The sequence below is a fragment of the Asticcacaulis sp. genome, from assembly GCA_024707255.1.
GTDB lineage: Bacteria > Pseudomonadota > Alphaproteobacteria > Caulobacterales > Caulobacteraceae > Asticcacaulis.
In genome coordinates this window covers 760,103-782,569 of record JANQAC010000001.1, presented here as the reverse complement: position 1 = coordinate 782,569, position 22,467 = coordinate 760,103, and the positions used below count along the sequence as shown (strand labels likewise).

Annotated in this window: 17 protein-coding genes, 1 other RNA gene and 2 pseudogenes; 5 read left to right on the top strand and 15 right to left on the bottom strand. The window is 60.8% G+C overall.

Going from position 1 to position 22,467, the window contains the following annotated elements; genetic code table 11:
* Positions 1-8: 8 nt before the first annotated feature.
* The 14 genes and pseudogenes from NVV72_03750 to NVV72_03685 form a co-directional block, all read right to left on the bottom strand.
* Positions 9-799 (bottom strand): annotated as a pseudogene (locus NVV72_03750) (rhamnogalacturonan acetylesterase).
* A gap of 64 nt (positions 800-863) precedes the next feature.
* On the bottom strand, positions 864-2,456 hold the full coding sequence (locus NVV72_03745) for a family 43 glycosylhydrolase (protein MCR6658482.1): 1,593 nt from the start codon (positions 2,454-2,456) through the stop codon (positions 864-866).
* Between the two features lie 86 nt (positions 2,457-2,542).
* Positions 2,543-5,500, bottom strand: a complete 2,958-nt coding sequence (locus NVV72_03740) for a TonB-dependent receptor (GenBank protein ID MCR6658481.1) — start codon at positions 5,498-5,500, stop codon at positions 2,543-2,545.
* 276 nt (positions 5,501-5,776) lie between these two features.
* Positions 5,777-6,940, bottom strand: coding sequence for a glycoside hydrolase family 88 protein (locus tag NVV72_03735; GenBank protein MCR6658480.1), 1,164 nt, complete (start codon positions 6,938-6,940; stop codon positions 5,777-5,779).
* The gene (locus tag NVV72_03730; GenBank protein MCR6658479.1) at positions 6,937-8,514 is read right to left on the bottom strand and encodes a glycoside hydrolase family 28 protein; all 1,578 of its coding nucleotides are present in this window, start codon (positions 8,512-8,514) and stop codon (positions 6,937-6,939) included. The genes NVV72_03735 and NVV72_03730 overlap by 4 nt, the downstream gene beginning before the upstream one ends.
* Entirely contained in the window at positions 8,511-9,809 is a 1,299-nt protein-coding gene (locus tag NVV72_03725; GenBank protein ID MCR6658478.1) for an ABC transporter substrate-binding protein, read from the bottom strand. Before NVV72_03725 ends, NVV72_03730 begins: the two co-directional genes overlap by 4 nt.
* Entirely contained in the window at positions 9,806-10,009 is a 204-nt protein-coding gene (locus NVV72_03720; protein MCR6658477.1) for a hypothetical protein, read from the bottom strand. The genes NVV72_03725 and NVV72_03720 overlap by 4 nt, the downstream gene beginning before the upstream one ends.
* Positions 9,997-10,674: a carbohydrate ABC transporter permease gene (locus tag NVV72_03715; protein MCR6658476.1), complete on the bottom strand. Its 678-nt coding sequence runs from the start codon at positions 10,672-10,674 to the stop codon at positions 9,997-9,999. Before NVV72_03715 ends, NVV72_03720 begins: the two co-directional genes overlap by 13 nt.
* The gene (locus tag NVV72_03710; GenBank protein MCR6658475.1) at positions 10,674-11,588 is read right to left on the bottom strand and encodes a sugar ABC transporter permease; all 915 of its coding nucleotides are present in this window, start codon (positions 11,586-11,588) and stop codon (positions 10,674-10,676) included. The genes NVV72_03715 and NVV72_03710 overlap by 1 nt, the downstream gene beginning before the upstream one ends.
* On the bottom strand, positions 11,588-12,706 hold the full coding sequence (gene ugpC, locus NVV72_03705) for a sn-glycerol-3-phosphate ABC transporter ATP-binding protein UgpC (GenBank protein MCR6658474.1): 1,119 nt from the start codon (positions 12,704-12,706) through the stop codon (positions 11,588-11,590). The genes NVV72_03710 and ugpC overlap by 1 nt, the downstream gene beginning before the upstream one ends.
* A 269-nt stretch (positions 12,707-12,975) precedes the next feature.
* Positions 12,976-13,678, bottom strand: a pseudogene (locus NVV72_03700) (pseudouridine synthase).
* Complete coding sequence (locus NVV72_03695) at positions 13,675-14,706, bottom strand: class I SAM-dependent methyltransferase (GenBank protein ID MCR6658473.1); 1,032 nt, start codon at positions 14,704-14,706, stop codon at positions 13,675-13,677. The pseudogene NVV72_03700 and the gene NVV72_03695 overlap by 4 nt, the downstream one beginning before the upstream one ends.
* A gap of 40 nt (positions 14,707-14,746) precedes the next feature.
* On the bottom strand, positions 14,747-15,247 hold the full coding sequence (locus tag NVV72_03690; protein ID MCR6658472.1) for a hypothetical protein: 501 nt from the start codon (positions 15,245-15,247) through the stop codon (positions 14,747-14,749).
* Positions 15,248-15,394: 147 nt separating this feature from the next.
* Complete coding sequence (locus NVV72_03685) at positions 15,395-16,990, bottom strand: alpha-glucosidase (GenBank protein MCR6658471.1); 1,596 nt, start codon at positions 16,988-16,990, stop codon at positions 15,395-15,397.
* A 252-nt stretch (positions 16,991-17,242) separates the two neighbouring features.
* Here NVV72_03685 and ffs point away from each other — a divergent pair.
* The 4 genes from ffs (at position 17,243) to recR (ending at position 20,396) form a co-directional block, all read left to right on the top strand.
* Positions 17,243-17,336, top strand: an RNA gene (gene ffs / locus NVV72_03680) — signal recognition particle sRNA small type.
* A gap of 184 nt (positions 17,337-17,520) precedes the next feature.
* The gene (locus NVV72_03675; protein MCR6658470.1) at positions 17,521-19,341 is read left to right on the top strand and encodes a DNA polymerase III subunit gamma/tau; all 1,821 of its coding nucleotides are present in this window, start codon (positions 17,521-17,523) and stop codon (positions 19,339-19,341) included.
* Positions 19,341-19,670, top strand: coding sequence for a YbaB/EbfC family nucleoid-associated protein (locus NVV72_03670; protein MCR6658469.1), 330 nt, complete (start codon positions 19,341-19,343; stop codon positions 19,668-19,670). Before NVV72_03675 ends, NVV72_03670 begins: the two co-directional genes overlap by 1 nt.
* 123 nt (positions 19,671-19,793) lie before the next feature.
* Entirely contained in the window at positions 19,794-20,396 is a 603-nt protein-coding gene (recR, locus tag NVV72_03665; GenBank protein MCR6658468.1) for a recombination mediator RecR, read from the top strand.
* Positions 20,397-20,519: 123 nt separating this feature from the next.
* On the opposite strand, the gene NVV72_03660 is transcribed toward recR, so the two are convergent.
* On the bottom strand, positions 20,520-21,071 hold the full coding sequence (locus NVV72_03660; GenBank protein MCR6658467.1) for a VUT family protein: 552 nt from the start codon (positions 21,069-21,071) through the stop codon (positions 20,520-20,522).
* 82 nt (positions 21,072-21,153) lie between these two features.
* On the opposite strand from NVV72_03660, the gene rmuC reads away from it, so the two are divergent.
* Positions 21,154-22,452 carry a DNA recombination protein RmuC gene (rmuC, locus tag NVV72_03655; protein MCR6658466.1) on the top strand — a complete coding sequence of 433 codons (1,299 nt, stop codon included), beginning with the start codon at positions 21,154-21,156 and terminating at the stop codon, positions 22,450-22,452.
* The last annotated feature ends 15 nt before the right edge of the window (positions 22,453-22,467 follow it).

Below are 22,467 nucleotides of genomic sequence, written 5' to 3'. Positions count from 1 at the left end.
GGTAACTCCTATGGGATAATATACGGACGCAGATCGGGCACGTTTCTGGACAGTTCCTCGCTGACAAGGCCGGAAATCATCTCGGCGCCCGTCTTGCCCAGGTGGGTATAATCGAAAGCCTGTTTGGCGAAGGCCATCTGGTCGAAGGCGGGCGCCGGTGGCGAGGCTGGTGCTTTGGCGGCGGAAATGGTGGTGCCCGTACCGGCCGCCGCCACAACGTCGGGCGGCGGCGGCACCGGGCCAGTGACATGGCCTGAAGTGGCCCCAAGGCTTCCACCACGGCGCGGCTGCGGGCATGGAGATCGACCAGAGGCACATTCATGTCGGCTGCCACCTGACGCGTGGCCGCCGCCCAGGGCGCCAGATCGTCATCTAGCTGGCCGTCCTTGAAACTGCGCCGCGTCAGGGGCGTGACGAGCACCGGAATGGCGCCTGCGGCGCGGGCCTCGCTGACATATTGCCGGATAAAGGCGGGAAACTCGGTCTTCAGGTCGGTGGAACGGCCCGGCTTGCCCGGCTGGTCGTTATGGCCGAACTGGATCAGCACCCAGGTTTTGGCATAGCCGCCGGATTTCATCTCGGCCAGGGCGATATTCCATGACCCTTCGGCGCGGTAGCTGAAGCTAGAACGCCCGCCGCGGGCCAGGTTGAGGCAGGCGGCAAAAGACGTCAGGTGCTCGGCGCAAAAGGCGCCGCCCCAGCCGCTTTGCACCGCCGTGGTCGAATCCCCGACCAGTATGACCCTGACAGCGGTGATCTGTTTGGTCTGGACGCGCGCCTCGGCGTCAGCCGGTGTCAGGGTTTGTCCATGCGCCGTGGTGGCGAGACAGACGAAGGCCAGGGTGGTGAGGACAGATTTCATATCAAAGCGCCCTGTAGATGAAGTTGCGGAAACGGGCCTCGCCCTTGCCGGCAGCATAAAGGCCGGGGCGCAGCATCAGGAAGCCGCCGCGCACATTGTGGTGGTAGCCGGAAACCTCCATGCCGCGATCGAAACGCGTCCAGTTCCGACCATCGGCGGAGGTGTGGAAACTAACGATGTGGCGGTTGTTGCGCACGCGCAGGTGCATCCTTTGGCCGTGGGGATTGGCAGGGCGGCCGCGTTCGATGCCGTACTGGTGGGTAATGAATGTCTTTTCGTCGAACCCCAGTCCGCAATAGAGGCTGGAATCGTAGAACAGCAACAGGCCGGCGCGAGTGCTGGGATCGATCTCGATGTCGCACTCGAATTCGTAAGCCTGGTCGCCGGCCACGCAAAGCAGCGGCGCGGAAGAGGAGGGGGCCTCGCCGCGCGCCGTCAGGTGGAGGATGCCGTTCTCGCGGCGGAGGCGGCCGGTTTCATCGGTGGCGGGATTGAAGAAATTCCATTGCCGGCCATATTTATCGGTGGTGAAATCGTCGGAAAGCGCCAGCCCGTGCGGCGTTGCTGGGCCGGGCAGGGGCTTTTTGATCGGTTGCGACAGGTCACCGCCGCCGAAATCGAACCAGCCATCGGCGCTCCAGGTGACCGGCGCAAGCAGGGTCTGGCGGCCCAGCGTCCAGAAGCCGTTCTCATAGCCGTGATAAACGCCCCACCAGTCGCCTTTGGGGCCTTCCACGAGCGTAGCATGGCCGCGCGACCACCATTTTTCCGCAAGCGAGGCGGTATGGACCAGCGGATTACGCGGATGCTGCTCCCACGGGCCGTTGATCGAGCGCGAGCGGGCGGCGATAACCATGTGGCCGGTGGGCGGTCCCGCCGTGCCGCCAACCGCCAGGATCAGGTAGTAATAATCGCCGTGACGGGTGACCTTGGGGCCTTCCGGGGAGAAGCTTTCCACATCCCAGTCCGCCGGATAATGCCACGGGTCATAAACATGCTCCGGCGCGCCGATGGTTGATAAGCCATCATCGGCCAGGCGCACACGGTCGCCGCCGCTCAAGAAAAGCCAGCGCGCGCCGTCTTCGCCGACCGCATGGCCGGGGTCGATATGGTCAGGCAGGTCGAGATCGATCGGGTCCGACCACGGCCCCCTGATGTCGTCGGCCCAGATGACCCAGGAGGTGGTCTTGCTGCCGGGTGTCTTCGTCTGCTTTGTCGGGATGTAGAGGTAGTAGCGGCCCCTGTGTTTACAAAGCTCCGGCGCCCAGACCGAGCCGATATTGCGGGTCAGAGCCGCCGTTACCGGCTGCCAGTTCACCAAGTCACGCGAATGCCAGATGATCAGGCCGGGATAGGCTTCGAAGGTAGAGAAGGTCATGTAATAATCGGCGCCGTCCTTCAGGATCGACGGATCGGGATGGTCACCGGCCATGATCGGATTGAGGAAGGTGCCGTCGCCGAGATCGGCCCGGCGCTGGCCCTCCACGCCACGCGCCGATGCAGGCGAAGCTGCGTCGCTGCCGGCGGGCAGGCCGAGGAACAGGGCTCCCAGCCCGGCTGATTTCAGGGCATCGCGGCGGCTGGTTTTTGACATGACCTCTCCTTCAAAACACCCCCGCTCATAAAAAGGGGGCGCCGGATGACTCCGGCGCCCCAGTCATGACAAGAGGAGGGATACGCTTAGTACTTGTAACGCAGGCCGAGATAATACTGGCGGCCCGAGGTGCCGTAGTCGTACAGCAGGTTCTGGGCGGTATTGCCCTGGACCGTGTTGTAGGCAACGTAACGGTCATCCGCTTCGTTGGTGAGATTGATGCCTTCCAGGACCAGGGTCAGTTGGTTGTTGATCTTATAGGTCATCTGGGCATCGAAGTTGAGGGTCTCGTGCTTGCCCCAGAAATCGGCCGAGGAGCCGGGCGAGAGCTGGGACAGGTAGCCGTCGCGGTACGAAGCGGCGATGCGGCCGGAAAGCTTTTCACCTTCATAATAGAGCGTGGCGTTCCAGGCTTCCGGCGACAGGCCCAGCAGATCGGCTTCGGTCGTCGTCGTGTCGCCGGCACCGATGTAATACTGAATCTGCGATTCGACGTGTGTGTAGTTCAGGATGCCGCCGGTCCGGCTGAGGAAGCCGGGCAGGAAGGTGAACGGCTTCTGAATATTGATTTCAAAGCCCTTCAGATCGCCACCCGGCGTGTTGACGGGCGTGGTAACGTCATATTCAACGTCACTGGTCTCGCCCAGGTCGGCATAATTATAGCCCAGTTCGCTCAGCTTGGCGGACGTGACGCGCGACTGGATATAGCTCTTGATGTCCTTCTGGAACACACCCAGCGTGACCAGCGTGTCCTTGTCCGGATACCATTCGAGCGAGACATCCATGGTGTTGGCGCGAACCGGATCGAGGTACGGATTGCCCGTTTTCAGCGTCTTCTTGGTGGTGTCGATCGAACCGCCGCCGGGTGTCATTGAGAGCAGGGTCGGACGCGCCATGGTCTTGGCGGCCGCAAAGCGGACATAGACATTTTCCAGTGGCTCGATCATCACGTTCATCGAAGGCAGCGAGTCGTCATAGCTGCGGCGGATGGTGGTCAGGGTCGGCGCGCCGGATCCGCCGATGTAACCGCTGACAGTGGTCTGGGTCCGGACCTGGCGCGTGCCGATATTGCCGCGGAACGGCATGTCGGCGAGCTGGCCCTTGAAATCGGCCTGCACGTAATAGCTGGTATCGACTTCCTCGGCATCGCGGTTGCCGGCGAGCGAAGACGAGTTGGTCGTATTGACTGTGAATGTGCCGTAGCTGTTGGTGCAGTTGCAGTTGTAATCGAAAGTGCTGCGGATCTTATCGAGATTGGGGATCAGATAGGTGTTGCCGCCCACCGTCACCGTCTCGGAATAGCCGGCAATATCGGTGTTGATCGCGTCAACGATGGCACCGGAGGCGTCTTCGTCGCGTTTCAGAGGATCACTGGTAAAGCGACCGTATTCCGTGGAGTTAAATTCATACTTCTTGCTGGAGGCGCCGAACTTGATGTCGATATTGTCGGTCAGTTCGTATTTCAGGTCGAGCTTGGCGGTAGCGAAGCTGTTTTCGACCGATTGGGGGCGCAGGCGGATCAGCGAAGCGTCGCCATTGGTCTTGCTGCTGGAATAGGTCCAGTAACAGGCCTGATCCGGCGAACAGCCGGTCGATGAGGTGCCATAGTTGAAGACCGGATGCGTCATGTCCGAATAGTCGTAGCTGTAGCCATCGACATTGTAGGATTCAAACGTGAAGGTCGTCTGTTCCGGGTTGTCCTGCAGCGAATCCGAAGCGCCGATCAGCAGTTTGGAGGTGAGGCGGTCGCCCCAGTTCTGGTCCCAGGTCAGGTTGAGCTGCTGGAAGGTGGTCTTGAGTTCGTCATAGCGGTGCTCGGCGCGGATATCGACATCGTTGAACGACGCCTTGGTCATGGTGCCTTCGTCGTCGATCGTGTAATTATAGACGCCCGAATTGGGGAAACCCGCGCCGTTGCGGCTGAAGGAGATGCCTTCGATTTCCCATTCGTCGCGGTTGGAGCCGAAGGTGGCGTACATGCCTTCCAAGGTGAACAGAGTATCCGGGTTTGGCCGCATCTGGAAGGCGGCGGTGATGCCCAGGCGTTCCTGGTTGGTCTCGAAGTGATTGTAGCGCGGAATGCGCGGGTGCAGGGCGTGGCTGATCTTGATCGCTTCCGGATCGGTCAGTACCGGGTTCTTGGAATTGTCTTCGGCCTTGTTGCACTGGCTGGACGAATTGTTGGCGCAAGGCGTGACCGGGATGAAGGTTTGTCCGCCATCGGTGCTATAGCTGCCAATCCGCCCGGCATTGCCGTTGGCATAGGCATTTTCCCAACGCGTGGTGTTGGTCGGATCTTCGATCACCGTGCGGGTGCCGTAGGCCACCGAGAGCAGAGCGCCGAGCTTTCCGTCGGCCCAGCGGTTCGAAATCATGAAGGTGCCGCGCGGCTCGGTTTGTTTCGAGGCGTCGTTATAACCAGCCTGGAGCGAGCCGGCCATGGTGAAGCCCTTGTAGTCGAACGGGCGGGCAGTTTGCAGGTCGACCGTGGCGCCGAGCGAACCTTCCTCGATCTCGGCCGACAGCGACTTGCGCACGGTCAGCGAGTTGAACAGGTCGGCGGCGAAGACGTTGAAGTCGAAGCCGCGGCCGCGATTGGTGCCGCCGGAGGAATCCTTGGAGCCGGTGGTGGCCAGGGCTTCAAGCCCGTTCAGGCGTGTGCGCGAAAATTCCGAATTGAGGCCGCGCACGGTGATCTGCTTGCCTTCGCCGCCGTCCCGGTCGATCGAGACACCCGGAATGCGCTGCAGGCTTTCCGCCAGGTTGAGGTCAGGGAATTGGCCTATATCTTCCGACTTGATCACGTCAATCATATCGGTGGAACGCTTCTTTTCGCTGATGGCGGTTTGCAGCGAACCCCGGAAGCCGGTGACGATAACGAGGGTCGAGTCATCGGCGGGCGCGGCCGCCGGGGCCGCATCCTGGGCCAGGGCAGACGCGGCGCACAGGCCGCCGGCAGCCAGGCTAATGGCCGCGACAGACGCGCTCAGGGCGAGGGCTTTGGTGAATGTGGACGCAGTTCGGGCGTCGGTCGGTTTCAGCATCGGTTTTTACTCCCCGTTTTGCCAACAGTCCGGACTATCATCCGGCTGTTCGTGTGAATGGAAGGCTTTTGGCCTCCGCTTCGGCTTATAAATTGACACCGGTGTCATTGGACCACGCAGGATCCGCATAACGTCGATGATCAACAACTAGGCATAGAAATTTTAGGCTGACAAGCCCTGCGGCGGCAAAGAATGACACCGGTGGCATTAAAAATCACCGTTCTGTCAAAACTGCGATAATTTTGCCATAGTTGAGTCCATGCTTTTCGGAAGGGGTTATGATTTGGCCGTCAAAAGCACCCCTTCGGAGAGCGCCATCATCAGTGCCCCGACGCCCTTGGGGTCATTGGGGGTGATCTTTTCCGACAGGTAATAGGCGTAAGAACCATCCCGATAAGGCGTATTGCCGAGCCCCGCCACGCCGCAGATGCCTTCGAGCGCGGAAGGCGTGACGAAACGATCGCAGATCATCCGCAGGGCCGAAAGTCCCTCGGCGGCGGTTTCCGCGACCCTCAGCCGCTCAGCCTTCATCAGGGCATAGGCGATCATCAGCGAGGCCGATGCCTCCTCATAATTGCCTACGCGTCCGCCCTGGTCGGCGACCTGATACCACAGGCCGCCGGGTTTGCGCACACGCCGCAGGGCATCGAGGCTCTCCTTCAGCAGGCGGGCGATGTCGTCATGGCCGTCAAGGCCCTCCGCCGCTTCGCAGACATCGGCCAGGGCCATCACCCACCAGCCCATGGCACGGCTCCAGACGCAGGGCGAACGGCCGGTATCCGGATCGGCCCAGCGTTCGGCGCGCGATTCGTCCCAGCCGTGATGATAGAGGCCGCTTTCACCTTTCAGATGGGCTTCGACGGCGAGGAACTGGCGGATCGTATCAGCGAACAGGTCCGGCTTGCCAGTGGCCCGCGCATAGGCGGTCTGGAACGGCTGGGCCATGTAAAGACCATCCAGCCAGACCTGCCACGGATAGATCTGCTTGTGCCAGTAATTGCCGGATTGTGTGCGCGGATGGGTCAGCAACTGGGAAAACTGCCGGTCCATGGCGCGGCGGTAGCGTTCGTCTCCGGTCAGGGCATAGAGGTGCGGCAGGATGCGGCCGGCATGGATATTGTCGATATTATATTCATCAGACTCAAAGGTCGTCATGACGCCTTCGGGCGTGATGCGGCGTTCTGCCTCGGTGCGGACAAAATCGAGCAGGGCGGCATTGCCCGTAGCCTCATAAAGATCGAGCGCGCCCAGCCAGATCATGCCGTCCTCGTAGTTCCAGGCATCCTTGTAAGGGCGCCAGCTTCGGATATAGGCTTCGATAAAGACGGGCACCTGCACGCCGAAGGCCGACAGGGCACGGATCGTGCCATTCCCCAGGTGGAAAGTGCGTTGCAGTGGCGCCTTGGTGACATCTTCGGGAATTTTCGGGATGACGATCACGATACGGACTCCAGAGTGATAGTTTCGCCGTCCTGGCCGGCGATATCGATCTGATCGAGGCGGACATGGCGGGCATTGCGGATATGGATTCCCTGTCGGGCCACGGCGGGGATGGCGGCGGCCATATCCGGCGGTTCTGGGGTGACATGGGCGGCATAGCGCACGAAAAAGCCGTCCACCGTTAGACCATTGATCGGCTGCTCCGGCAGACCCAGCAGCCAGGCCGCCGCCAGCCGCACACCGGTGCAATGGATGCGGGTCAGCGTAAAGCCGCCGAGCGAGGGCGTGCCATCATCGACCGGTAGGGCGTTCGTACTGCCCACATAGTCGCTTTTGCCGTCGGGATCGCACCAGTAAAAGCTGTTGATGACAAAGGGCGTGCCGACCTTATCCATGCGGATATTATCAAAGCGGATATTGCGCACAATGGCATCCTTGCCGCGACCGCGCCGGGTCTTGACGCGCAGGCCGCGATCGGTGCCGGTGAACAGGCAATCGCGGATATGGACATCGTAAACGCCCGAGGCCATTTCCGAGCCGATGACCACGGCGCCGTGACCGTCCTGCATATGGCAGTTGGCGATGGTGACATCGCGCGTCGGGCGCAGCGCCAGTCTCGCCATGCTGATCTTGCCGGACTTGAGGGCGATGCAGTCATCGCCCACGGTGAAATGAACGCCGGTGATGGTGACACCGGTACAGCTCTCCGGATTCAGCCCATCGGTATTGGGGCTGTCGGCGGGGGCGGTGATCGAAAGATTGACGGCGCGGACATCGGTGCAGTGGAGCGGATGGAGGGTCCATGACGGGCTGTTGGCCAGGGTGACGCCTTCGAAGGTCAGGCCGTGGCTATCGACGGCGTAGATCAGGCGTGGCCGCCAGCCGAGCGCCGCGCCGCCGGGGAGAGTGCCGCGCTCCGGTTGCTTCTCATCGGCGATGCGATCCACCGACCACCAGGTATCGAAACCGGCGCGGCCGTCGATCGTGCCCTCGCCGTAAATCATGATATCTTCCGCCGACAGGATGTTGAGCAGGCCGGCATGGCAGGCAAGCGGTTCGCCTTCCCACGAGCCGAGGAAGGTTGTCAGGTCATTCGGGCCGCGCAGGGTGGCCGGCAAAACCGGCCAAGACGCCATGTCGCGCAGGCCCAGAAGACTGGCGCCGCGCGTGACCTCCAGCCGCGTCCGGCTCTTCAGGAATAGCGGCCCAGAAACGAACTCGCCATCGGTCAGCCGCACCAGCCCATCCGGCGGACAGGCGGAGAGGGTGGCCTGCAAGGCGCGGGTATCGTCGCTTACGCCGTCGCCCTTCGCCCCGAAAGCGCACGGATCGAGCATAGCGGTGAGCGGTTTCGTTCGTGCCGTCAGGCTATAGACCTGACCGCCGCTTTCCACCTCGACATGGTATTCCGTATCGCTTTTCAGACCGCGCAGGGTGAAACTGTTGCGGTTGGTCACCAAAACCTCGACACCATTCAGACGTACTTGGTGCGGCGCGGGACTGCGAAAACAGTGCCCGTTGGCGATTTCCAGCGCCAGCGCGGTCGGCAGGGTGGCGACGCAACCGAGCGTCATCGGACCACGCGCGCCAGTATGGCGTTGATGTCGTCATACAGCCGCTGGCTCGCCGTCTCTTCGTCGATGACGCCATAGCCCTGCATTTCGAGGATATCCTGGAAGCCGTCACGCACGCGCGGATGCTCGAACCACGGGCTTTCCAGCACGGTGATCGGCAGTTTGGCCAGTTCGGCCTCACTGTCTAGTTTCAGGCCGGTCATCATGCCGTCTTCCGTCAAGGTGCGGCGGGCGATGGCCGAGGAGGGTACGCCGCGGCTCAGACCCATGGCGCGGACGCCGACCGGATCGTTCATCAGGAAGTTGAGCAGCAGGGCGGTTTCCTGCGGATGTGGTGTCTGGCGATTGATGGCGAACATCATGGCCGGGCGATAGAGCAATCCGGCATCGCTGGCGCCGGGAATGAGCGGATAGGAGGCCAGTTCGACATGCTCGCCGGGCCGCAGGGTGTCGGTGAACTTGTCGATCGACGAGTTCCAGAGATAGCAGCCGGCGAACTGGCCATTGATCCATGGCCGCATCTCCTGCTGGGCGACGTTGCCAAAGGCGGCGCGGACGCGGGCCGCCGGCAGGGAATGATTGCGCGTCAGGCCGGCATAAAGTCGGGCCATTTCGGCGATGTCTTCGCGTGTGCAATTGAGGCGCTTATTGACGTCATCGACCAGCGGCTTGCCGGTCTTCTGCACGATGCGTGAGCGCGCCATGGCGATGAAGTCCTGAAAGGTGCCGTCGATCGGGTAATAGGCGTCGCCCAGGGCCTCGCGCATTTTCGGACCTGCGGCCAGCAGGCTTTCCCAGGACTCCGGCAGGGGCATACGGGCCTTGTCAAAGGTGGTGCGGTTGAAATAGAACAGCCGCGCCGCATTGCCGACCGAAAGCGCATTGCGATAACCGCCCCGCTCGCCCATGCCGAGGGTGCGGGCGTCGTATTGCGAAAAGTCGATCTCTTTCGACAGCGTATTGAGATCGTAAAAGCCTTTTCCGTCACGCGAAAACAATACCTGCCAGTACCAGTTGATCTGCATCAGGTCGGGGGCGGTATTGCCGGCGATCTGGGTGGTCAGGCGCTCCAGATGGCCAAGGAAGCCGGTATATTCACCGCGCACCTCAATATGCGGATAGCGCTTCATGAAGAGATGCAAGGCTTCCAGGGTCGCCTTGTGCGCCGAGGCCCCGCCCCACCAGCTCATGCGCAAGGTGACCTGGCGCTTGGGGCCGGGCGCGGTGCGTGGCGAACAGGCGGCCAATGCGCCCATGCCGGCTATGGCTGTGCGCCGTGTAACAGGTGCGCTCATCCCTTCACCGCTCCGGAGGTCACGCCCTCAACGAAATATTTCTGCGCCACGAAAAACAGGATCAGCGATGGCGCCAGCGCAATGACCGACATGGCGAGGATCTCGTTCCATGAGGTCGCTTCGGTCACGTCGATCGACATCTTGAGGGCCAGCGCCACCGGATATTTCTCGACGCTCGACAGATAGATCAGCGGCTGCAAAAGTCGTTCATGCTCCACATGAACTGGAACAGGGCCACCGAAATGATTGCCGGCAAGATGACCGGACAGACGATCAGGGTCAGCACCTGAAACGAATTGCAGCCGTCCATCACCGCCGCCTCTTCCATATCGACCGGCAAGCTGCGCATGAACTGGATGATGAGGAAGACGAAGAAGCCCTCCACCGCGAAGGCTTGCGGAATATAGAGCGGCAGATAGGTGTCGAGCCAGCCGAACTGACGGAACATCAGATATTGCGGGATCAGCAGCACCGACTTGGGCAGCAGCACGGTCGCCATCAAAAGCGCGAACAGCAGCTTGCGGCCGGGAATGGCGAAGCGGGCGAAACCGTAGGCGACGATGACCGACGAAATGACCGTCAGGATCACCTTGGGGATGACGATCTTCATCGTGTTCAGCAGATAGGTGGCAAAGGTATATTCAGTCGAGGTCTTCCAGCCTTTTGTGAAGCCGTCCGTCGTCGGGTGGGCCGGAATGAAACCGGGCGAGGCGAAGATTTCATGGTTGTTCTTGAAGGCCCCGCCGATCATCCAGAACAGCGGATAGAGCATCAGGAAGCCGATGCAGATCAGCACGGCATATCGGATAAAGGCATTGATCAGGGGCAGGTGGCGGCGCCAGCCATATACAGAGGTCGCGCTCATCAATGGTCTCCCTTATTGTCGCGTTCCTGGGCGTAGAAGACCCAGAATCTTTGCGACCAGAAGGCCAGGGCGGTGAACAGGGCGATGATGACGAACAGCACCCACGAAAGCGCCGAGGAATAGCCGAGATTGAAATATTTGAAGGCTTCCTCATAGATCATCAGTGGCAGCAGGTAGGTCGATTTCATCGGTCCGCCGCCGGTGATGATGTAGGGGCCGTTGAACTCCTGAAACGCCTGGACGATCTGCATGATGAAGTTGAAGAACAGCACCGGCGTCAACAGGGGCAGGGTGATCATCCAGAACTGGCGCAGGCGCGAGGCGCCGTCAAGATCAGCGGCCTCGTAGAGGTCTTCGGGAATGGCTTTCAGGCCAGCGAGAAACACGACCATGGCCGAGCCGAACTGCCACAGGCGCAACAGGATGATCGAAAACATGGCGGTCGATGGTTCGCCCAGCCAGTTGACGCCGCCGAAGCCCGCGCCATGCAGGAACTGGTTGATCAGGCCGTCGCTGGCGAAGACGAAACGCCAGACCACGGCAATGGCCACGCTGCCGCCCAGAATCGACGGCAGGTAAAAGGCGGTGCGGAACAGGCCGATGCCGCGCAGTTTGAAATTGAGCAGCACGGCGATCAGCAGGGCAAAGGCCAGTTTCAGCGGCACGGTGACGAAAACATAGAAAAAGGTGACGCCGAGCGACTTGCGGAAGGTGGCGTCCGCCCACATGCCGGCATAGTTGTGCCAGCCGATGAAATGGGCATCGCCAAGCTGATCCTGGAGCCGCGCATCCGTCAGGCTGAGTATAAAAGAAGCGACGAACGGGAAGGCGGTGAACAGCAGAAAGCCGATGGCGAAGGGCGCGATATAGAGCGACCCGGCCCGCCGGCTGGCATAGATGGAGGCGCCGGACATCAGGAAGCCGCCTTTGCATCCGGCGCATGGCCGAGCGCCAGGCCATCAGCGCTGAAAAGGTGGGCGCGCTGGCCGTCGATGGCCAGATGCACCTCGTCATGCACGCGCAATTCGATCTCGCCATCGAGCCGGACGATGATTGGCGGCCCCTCGAAGCCTTTCAGGGCGACATAGGCGAAGGTTTCGCCACCCAGCCGCTCGATCAGGTTGACATAGCCCGATAGCTGGCCCTGAGCGGCGGTGGTGAGCGACAGGCTTTCCGGACGCAGGCCGAGGCTGGCTTCCGCGCCGGCGACGACGCGGGCATTGACGCGCGGCAGGATGATCGGCCCCTGCGCCGTGTTGACGGTTACCTGATCGCGTTCCGCGCCGGCCAGAGTCACCGGCAGGATATTCATGCCGGGCGAGCCGATGAAGGTGGCGACGAAGAGGTTGGCCGGGCGGCGGTAAAGCTCCATGGGCGGGCCGGCCTGTTCGATGCGGCCGCCATTGAGCACCACGATCTTGTCGGCCAGGGTCATGGCCTCGACCTGATCGTGCGTCACATAGACCGAGGTGGCGCCCAGGCGCGCGTGCAGGCCGGCGATCTCCACCCGCATCTGACCGCGCAGGGAGGCGTCGAGATTGGACAGGGGTTCATCGAACAGGAAAACGTCGGGTTCGCGCACCATGGCGCGACCGATGGCGACGCGCTGCCTTTGGCCGCCGGACAGCGCCTTGGGCAGGCGGTGCAGCAGGTGGCCCAGTTGCAGGGTTTCGGCGACGGCCCGGACCTTGAGCTTGATTTCAGCGCGCGGCATCCCCTTGATGCGCAGGGCGAAGCCGATATTGTCCTCGACCGTCATGTGTGGATAGAGGGCGTAGGACTGGAAAACCATGGCCACGCCGCGCTTCGACGGGTGGGCGAAGGTGACGTTTTCACCGGCGATCTCGATGCGGCCGCTGGTGGGTGTCTCCAAGCCGGCGATCAGGCGCAGCAGGGTGGATTTCCCGCAGCCCGAAGGGCCGACGAAGACGACCAGTTCACCCTTCTTGACCTCCAGCGAGACGCCCTTGATGACATCATGGCCGCTGAACGACTTGGTGACCTGGTCCAGGATGACGCTGGACGTATTCACTTATTCCCCGTTTGCTTTTTGTTGCGTGATCCGGCCTTTTGGCCCCCTGGTGATGGGTGATCGGTTGAAATGGAGCCTATAGGAAACCGGTGTCATTTTCAATCGCTATCGTTTTATCGGGCCGATTTTATATTTCCATGCCATGCCGTAGGCTGATTTCTAGCTTGCGAAAATTGCCGCCTGGCTTGCCAATCTATGGTGCAATAATACCCAGCCGCGATGTGGGTATTTCACCGCTTGACTGGGTGGAGGCCGGCCGGTGATCGCAATCAGCCCTTAAGCAGCCCTTGGGCTTCGGTCGCGCTCAGCAGCCGCCATTTGCCGGGTTTAAGGTCACCTAGCGTCAGGTCACCCATTTGTGCGCGATGCAGGGTCTCGACATGGTTGCCGACCGCCGCGAACATGCGGCGAACCTGGTGGTAGCGGCCTTCGTAGAGCGTCAGCCGCGCGGTCTTTTTCGCCGGTCACTTCCAGAAAGGCCGGTTTCAACACGTCCTTTTCGCTTTCCAGGATCAGCGTGCCGGAAGCGAAGATATCGCCATAGTGTGGTTCCAGCGGCCGGGCGCAGGTCACTTCATAGATCTTGGCGACATGGTTTTTCGGCGAGATGATCTTGTGCAGGTAGTCGCCGTCATCGGTAAAGAGCAGCAGGCCGGACGTATCGGCATCGAGCCGGCCGATGGTCGAGAGCACCGGCTTGCGTTCGGCAAAGCGCGCAGGCAGCAGTTCATAAACAAGGCTGCCGCGATCCTTGAGCGAACAGACATAGCCGGTCGGCTTGTTGAGCATCAGCACCATGCCGAAATCGGGGTCGAGCGGCCGGCCCTTGTAGCGGATCTCGTCGTGCGCCGCGTCGGCATCCTCATCGAGCCGTTCGCCCGCGGCATTGGTAATCGCGCCCATGCGGATCAGCTTTTGCATCTCCTTGCGTGAGCCGTAGCCGAGATTGGCGAGGCGCCTGATCAGCTTCATCGTGTCCCTTTCGGGCCGACCGCCTTGAAGACCTTGTAGAAATTAGTCTGCGCCACGACCGTGACATGCTTGAAGCTGGCCTCCAGCGTTTCCTCATAGGGCAGGTGGCGATTGGCGACGATCCACAGCTGGCCGCCGGAGGTCAGCGCCTTTGCCGCCGAGGTGATGAATGCCTTGCCGACATCGTGGCGGTCGGCGCGGTCGGAGACATGGAATGGGGGGTTGCTGATGATGGCATCGTAGGTATCGGGCAGGGCTTTTGTGGCATCGAGCCAATGCACCATTGCGCGTTCGCCATGGACCGCCAGGTTGAGCTTCGCCATTTCCACGGCGCGGCCCTCGGCCTCGATGGCGTCCAGGCGGGTAATGCCGGGGTCTTGTGTCAGCACCTCATTGCTGAGATAGCCGAAGCCGGCGCCGAGATCGGCCAGCTTGCCTTTGAAAGTCCTGGGCAGGTGATCGGCCAGCAGTTTCGAGCCGGCATCGATATGATCCCAGGCGAAAAGACCGGGCCGGCTGGTGAAGCGGCCCTCCACGATGTCGCGCGGTGCATCCAGTTTCAGCCATTCAGCCAGCAGGGTGGTATCGGTGCGGTCATCGACTGTCGCCCAGAAGACGCGGCATTTGTTCTTCGACTGGCTGGAGATATTCCCCGCCAGGGCCTTCAGATCGCCTTCGATGGTTTTGGCGCCTTCATTATTCGAGACCGCCGCCATGACGATGCCACCCTCGGTCGTTTCCAGAATCGCGCGGGCCAGCAGGGCGCGGCCTTCCTCGCGCTGGCGGGGCGGCAGGACCAGGGCCAGTTCGACCGGCGCCGCACCTTCGCGCATCTGGAAGCCGGCGCGGATCAGGGCGTCATAGGCCGGCTTGAAGCTCTGTTCACAGATGAGTTTGTCGCGCGAAATGTCATCAAGGGCATCCCCCGTTCGGGCGCGCAGGAACAGGGCCGGGCCTTTGGCGGGCCAGTCGATGAGGCCGTCTTCAAGCGGCAGGAACAGGGTATCTAATACGGGATCATTAGGCATGGCGACGCTATTGCACAGCGCAAGCCATATGCCAAGCGCGTCAGGCGGCGCTGGCGTTCAGCCAGCCGATGGTATTGATGGTCTTTTCGAGTTTCTTGCCCTCCTTGGCGAGGGGAATCTCGATCAGGTCGGTAATGCGGGCATAAAGTTCCTGATAGACCTGCTCGAAGGCCGCACGACGGCCGGCGGCATCCGGGAATGTCGAGGGATCAGTGATGTTCCAGTGCGCCGTCAGGGGGCGGCCCGGCAGGGTGACCGGGCAGATTTCGCCCATCGCGTTGTTGCACAGGCTAATCACCACATCGATTTTAGGCGCGCCGGGCCGGGTAAAAACGCTCCAGTGTTTGACCCGCACACCCTGGACCGTTTCCAGGTGACGGGCAAGCACCGACAGGGCTTCCGGGCAAGGCGTGGGCTCCGGTTCGTCGCCAGCGGCAAAGGCGCGATAATCCGGACTGGCGAAGGCATTGAGTATGCCCTTTGCCACCATGGCACGGCCGGCATTAAAGCTACACAGGAACAGGATGTTACGCGGTGACATATTACTTTTTCTGTATTTCTTTTGAAACGTTCCTGTCCGAAAAGGATATTACAACTAAAAAGCTTAACGGCGCCTCAGAAGACAGGGTTAATAATCCGTTCCCGTCATTTTGTCCGGTAAATCCGTGCTTCCCATGGGTACAGGTCTTTAGAGGCATACACATAGTTGCCAAGACACAGTGCGGTATCGGGCAAGTCGAAAAAACGCGGGCCGGCCGGAAACATTCAGAGCGATCATAAAGGCCGTTCCGCCGAGTGTCCTTTTGAACGCAAAGACCTGCGGATGATCGGGCGCGATATCCTGGTAATCACCATAGACCAGGGCCGGTTCGGCATGACGCAGGGCGATCAGGCGGGCATAGTGGTCATAGATGGCGCGGCCGCTTTCGGCATTCACTTCTGGAAAATTCGGATTGAGTGCAAACCAGGGTTGGCCGGTGGTGAAGCCGCCTTCGGCTGTCCAGGGCAGAGGCATTCGCGCGTGGTCGCGGCTGACCTTGTTCTGGTTGGCAAAGAAATCCTCAGGCGTCCATCGGCCGCTGGCCACTTCCTCTTTCCAGGCGTTCTTCGTCCACAGATCGTTAAACTGGTCTATGTCTGTGAAATTGCGGTTGGTCAGGCCCATCTCGTCGCCTTGATAGATAAAGGGCGTGCACTTCATGGTCAGGGTGAGTGTCGCCAGCAGCATGGCGGACTTTTCGCGCCATTGCGGGCTGTCATCGCCAAAGCGCGAAACGATGCGGGGATTATCGTGGTTGCTGAGGAAAAAGGTCGGCCAGCAATGTGTGTCCAGCGCCTGGTCCTGTCGGGTAAAGATGGTCTTGAATTCCGGCAGGGTCCACGGCTTCCAGCGGCCATCTGGCCCGCGATCGACCTCGATGGCGGCGAACTGGAAGATCATGTCGAGTTCTTCGCGCCGCTCGTCGATCAGTTTCGGCGTATCCTCAAGCGTCACGCCGAAGGCTTCGCCAACGGTCATGACATTGTAGTGCGACAACACTTCGCGGTTCATTTCATGCAGATAGTCATGCACTTTTGGTCCGTTGGTATAGACATATTGTGGTTTGGCGCGCAGGGCTTCCGGCAGGTCGGGGAAGGTTTTGTCTTTGGAGATAAAGGGAATGACGTCCATGCGGAAACCATCGATGCCCTTGTCGAGCCAGAAGCGCATGAGGTCATAAACCTCTTCGCGCACCTTCCGGTTATCCCAGTTGATGTCCGGCTGCTTCGGATCGAACAGGTGGAGATACCAGTCGCCTGTGGCGGCATCTTTCGTCCACGCCGGGCCGCCGAAAATCGAGGTCCAGTCGTTCGGTTTGTGATCGCTCCAGATATAGTAGTCGCGCTTCGGATTCTCGCGTGACGACCGGCTCTCGACAAACCACTGGTGTTCATCGGACGTATGATTGACCACCAGATCGATGATCAGCTTCATGCCTGCCGTTTTGATCGCTGCCAGCAGGTTGTCGAAATCCTGCATGGTGCCAAATTCGGCTCCGACCTTTCGGTAATCGCGGATATCGTAGCCGTTATCGGCATTGGGACTATCGAAATGCGGTGACAACCAGATGACATCGACGCCCAGGCCCTTGATATGGTCCAGTTTTTCGATGATGCCGCGCAGGTCGCCGATGCCGTCGCCATTACTGTCATAAAACGAGCGCGGATAGACCTGATAGACCACGGCCTCCTTCCACCAGCGTTTGATATAGCCGTTTGGGGTCGTTTCGTTTTGAAGAGGCATGGGCGGGCTTTCATGAGGCAGAAAGTAAGACGCCCACCACCATTTGCTACGCGAACTTCGTTTCGCAGCGCTCATGGTCCCCCTCCCCGACAAGCGGGGAGGAGCTTTCTTCTTGTACCTCCCCGCTTGTCGGGGAGGGGGACCGCGCCCATTCTTCATGGGCGGGGTGGTGGGGTATCTTGCTTTCCTACATGCGCAGTCTGGCCGCAAAAATCCCCTCTTGCAATGGTCACGAAAAATACGCATATAGGCCGCGAGACGGCTGGGCGGAGGCCTCGCCAATCTGGTCAGGGCCGGAAGGCAGCAGCCACAACGAATTCACCTTCGGGTCAGTCGTCTCACCCTGCGCGCAGCGCAGGGTGATTTAGCTCAGACGCCGCATGGCTCCTCGCAACGGCTCGGGCGCGCAGTCGCGCTTGCCAAACCCGAAGGGTTTGGAGTTTCCGAAAATGCCTATCGCCTGCAATTGCGCCTGTTGAAGAATCGCGCATTGTGATGACGCCTGTGCAAAAAGCCATTATATAGAATTCATGTCCGAACATCCCGACCTCGACGATCCCTTTGCTGCCGCGGAAATCGACCTTCCTGAGCGTGACGAGAACACGGACGACATGTTCGGCGGTGCGCCAACACCTGCGCCCGTGGCCGTGGCCAAGCCGATCGAGAAATCCGAAGCCTATACGGTCCTCGCCCGTAAATACCGCCCGCGCACCTTCGAGGACCTGATCGGCCAGGAGGCCATGGTCCGCACCCTGACCAACGCCTTCCATGCCAACCGCATCGCTCACGCCTTCATGCTGACCGGCGTCCGCGGCGTCGGCAAGACCACGACTGCCCGCCTGCTGGCGCGTGCGCTCAATTATGAGAGCGATACCGTGCATGGCCCAAGCGTCGATCTGTCGGTCATGGGCGTCCACTGTCAGGCCATCATCGAAGGTCGTCATATCGACGTGCTCGAGCTCGATGCCGCCTCGCGCACGGGTGTCGACGCCATGCGTGACCTGCTCGAATCGGTGCGCTATGCGCCGGTCGAGGCGCGCTACAAGGTCTACGTCATCGACGAAGTCCACATGCTCTCGACCGGCGCCTTCAACGCCCTGCTCAAGACCTTGGAAGAACCGCCGCCCCACGCCAAATTCATCTTCGCCACGACCGAAATCCGCAAGGTGCCGGTTACCATTCTGTCACGCTGCCAGCGCTTCGACCTGCGCCGTGTCGAGCCGGAAACCCTGACCCCACATCTGGAAAAGATCTGTGCTCTGGAAGGCGTCAAGATCGAGCCCGATGCCGTGGCTCTGATCGCCCGCGCCGCTGAAGGCTCGGTGCGTGACGGCCTGAGCCTGCTCGATCAGGCCTTGGTGCAGAGCGAGGCCGGCGAAACCACGAGCGCTGAAGTGGTGCGCGACATGCTGGGCCTGGCCGATCGCGGCGCCACCTTGTCGTTGTTCGAAAACATTGTTTCCGGCCAGATGAGCGAGGCCCTGCTGGCTTTCCGCACGCTTTACGGCTTTGGCGCCGATCCGTCGCAGATCATGGGCGACATGCTGGAATATGCCCACGCCACGAGCGTGGCCAAGATTCTTGGTGCTGATGCCACGCGGCTGCCCAAGGCGCAGGCGATGCGGGTGACGGCGCTGGGCTCGCAGCTTTCAGCCGGCACGCTCAGCCGTCTGTGGACCCTGATGCTCAAGGCGTTCGAGGAACTGCGCCGGGCGCCCGATGCCTGCGCGGCCTTTGAAATGGCACTGGTGCGACTGTGCTATGCCGCCGACCTGCCGGGGCCGGAGCTTCTGATAAAGCGCCTGCAAAGCGGCGAACCTCTGGTGCCGAATGGGCCGGGCGGCCTTCCCACGCATGGCGGTGGTGGCGGAGGTGGTGCGACCGCCGTCCAGATGCGACCCGTACAGCAGACCATCCCCAATCCGCAGACTTTTGAGGAGGTCCTGAAGCTGATCTCCGACAAGCGCGATATCGGCCTGCGGGTCGATGTCGAGCGCTTTGTTCGGCTGGTCGCTTTCCGGCCCGGCGCCATTACCTTTGAACCTGCCCCAAATGCACCCGGCGACTTGGTGCGCAAGCTGTCGCTGAAACTGCGTGAATGGACCGGCCAGCGCTGGCTGATTGCCACCGAAGGCACGGGTGGCGCGGAATCGATCATGGAGCGCGACAACCGCGAGCGTGACGCGGCGAAAGCGCGTTTGCAGGCCAACCCGTTTGTCTCCAAGGTTCTGGAGACCTTCCCCGGCGCCGAAATCACAGCCGTGCGCGCCAAGCCGAAACCCGTGGTGAACACCATCGAGCCGGTCGTGCCCGAAGACGAACGCCCAGACATTGATAAGGAAAACGACTGATGGATTTTGCCGCCATGATGAAGCAGGCGCAACTGGTGCAGCAGAAGCTGCACGAAGCGCAGGCCAAGATGAGCGAAAGCACCGTGCAGGGTTCCGCCGGCGCGGGTCTTGTGAAGATGGAATTGAAGGGTTCCGGCGACATGTCGGCCCTGATGATCGATGACAGCCTGATGGCCCCCGGCGAAGGCGAGGTTCTGGCCGATCTGATCCGCGCCGCCCATGCCGACGCCCGCCGCCATCTCGATACCCTGAATTCGCAGGTCATGGCCGAAGCCGCCAAGGATCTGGGGCCTGGCGGCGGCCTGCCCAACATGCCGAAGTTCTTCTGATTTGAAAATTGAAACGCCTCTTTCTTATACCTCCCCAGTTCCACTGGGGAGGGGGACCGCGCCGCTCTTGCGGCGTGGTGGTGGGGTTTCTTGCTTCCTTTCTATTAAAACGGCCTTCGTCTAATGGCCTCTGGCGCCGGACCCGAAATCGAACGTCTGATGGCATTGCTGTCGAAGCTGCCGGGGCTTGGGCCGCGTTCGGCGCGCCGTGCGTCGCTTGCCCTGCTAAAGCGCAAGGACCAGCTTCTGATCCCTCTTACGCGTGCCATGCAGGACGCTGCCGACAAGGTCGAAGCCTGCCGTGTCTGCGGGCGGCTTTCGACGCAAAATCCCTGTCCGACCTGCACCGATCCGGCGCGCGACCAGACCATGATCTGCGTGGTGGAAGAGGACAGCGCCCTCTGGGCCATGGAGCGCGTCGGCGCCTTTAACGGCACCTATCATGTTCTGGGCGGGCTGCTCTCGGCGCTCGATGGCATCCGGCCGGAAGACCTGCGGCTCGATAGCCTGGTTCAGCGCGTGCGCTCAGGTCGGGTGTCTGAAATCATCATGGCCTTGCCGGCGACGGTCGAGGGGCAAACCACGGCGCACTACATCGCCGACCGCCTGAAATCATTCGATAATCAGGTGGAAATCACCTTTCTGGCGCGCGGCGTGCCGGTTGGTGGTGAGCTGGATTGGTTAGACGATAATACTATTGCCCACGCCTTTAAATCTCGTCGGTAAAAAAACTCTGCCTTTTGGCGATAGGCGTCGCAGTCGTCGCTTGGCTGTATAGGTATACAGCCGTCGCTAGTCGGCTAGCCTCTCATCCAAAATTCAGGCTTTTTTTGCGCCGAGACCGCAGTCTTAAGTCGTTGCCAATGCCGCCTTCTTCTCGCGGTTTTTCATCAAAAGATAGACAATGACGCAGCCAACCAGTTTGCTGAGAATCGAGGCGCCGATCGCCCAGATATTGAAAATGCCGGGAATAGCGGTCGCCGCCATCATATAGAAAACCGTCGTATCGATGGGCGAACCGATGGCGGCTGAAATAAAGACGCGCTTGGAAAGCGGCAATTTCAGGAAGGTGAACAGGCCCCAGTCCACCGACTCGCTGATGCCGAACGCCACGGCGCTGGCCAGGGCGATTTCCGCCGGGGCCATCTTGAAGGAAATGGCCAGCCCGATGATCAGCGGAATGAATATCCAGTGGCCGATTTCGCGCTGGGCGAAGTCGCGCACCACCAGCACCAGGCCGGTGACGATGGCCAGAGGGGTCCATTCACCATGATCGGGCAGGGGAATGGTCGGCACCGCCGCATAGGCCCAGTTGATGAACGGGATCAGAAACAGATAGAGATAGGTCCACGGCGCACGGCCGGTAAAGGCTTTCTGTGCAGCCGCTTTGGCCTCGATCATTTTTGCCCCTTTGATTTGCCAAGTGAACTCTAGCCGTAAAATAGAACTTGCCAAGTTCGATTCCGGAAGTTAGGAACATAGCATGAACATGTCGACCGTGAGTTTGCTGATCGTTTTGGTCGTCGCCGCTGTTTTTGCCGGCGCCTGGTTTCTGTCGCTGACCGAGGCCAAACGCCTGCGCACCCGCAATGAAGACCTGGCCGACCGGCTGACCGATGTGACCGCCGAACTGTCCGCCTCAAAGGAACGCGCGCGCAATCTGGAAGACGCCAAGGCCGCCATGAGCGAGCAGTTCCAGCTTGTGTCGCATCAGGCTATGCAGGCGTCATCGGATTCATTGCTGAAGCGGGCCGAGGAATCCTTTGTGGCACGGGAAAAGCTGGCCCTGGAGCGGATGAATTCGAGCCTCAAGCCGGTTTCAGAAACCCTGACGCGTTTCGAGGCCCAGGTGAAGGCCATGGAAGAAGCGCGCTCAAAGAACAGTGGCGAACTGGAACAGCAGATCAAGCATCTGTTGAACGCGTCTGACCAGACCCGTGAAGTGACACAGAAACTCGCCAATTCCCTGCGTCGTGGCGCCGGTGTGCAGGGGCGCTGGGGCGAGGAGACCCTGCGCAATGTCCTGCAGGCCGCTGGCCTGACGCGCTTCGATTTTATCGAACAGCAAAACCTCGATACCGACGAGGGTCGCCGCCGTCCGGATGTGGTGGTGCGGATGCCGGGGGATAAGTCGAACGGCGTGTTCGTCATCGATTCCAAGGTCAACCTGACTGCCTTTCTCGATTCGATGGATGCGCTTGATGATGAGGCGCGCGAAGCCGCCCTGCAGCGTCATACGCAAGGCTTGCGCGCCCATGTCCGCGATCTCGCGGGCAAGGCGTACTGGGATCAGTTCAAGGATCAGTCGCCCGATTTCGTCGCCCTGTTCATTCCGGGCGACGGCTTTCTGGCCGCAGCGCTCGACCGGATGCCGCAACTGATGAACGAGGCCATGGATAAAAAGGTCATCATCGTCACGCCCACCACCCTGTTCGCTCTGTGCAAGGCAGTGGCCTACGGCTGGCGGGTCGAGGACCAGATGAAGAATGCCTCGCATATCGCCGACCTGGGGCGCGAACTCTATAAGCGCCTGTCGGTCATGGGAGGGCATGTCTCGGATGTGGGCACGGCCCTTGGCCGCGCGGTCGATAAATACAATGCCTTTGTCGGCTCGCTTGACAGCCAGGTTCTGACCCAGGCGAAGAAGTTCGAGGAACTCCAGGTCGAGCACCAGGGCAAGCCGGTGCCCGAACTGCCGCCGGTCGAAGCCCAGCCGCGCGCCTCTAACAAGTTGAAACTATTGGAATCGACAGAGGGGGATGCGGCGAAACTTGATTTTTAAAGCGTCCGCGATTAC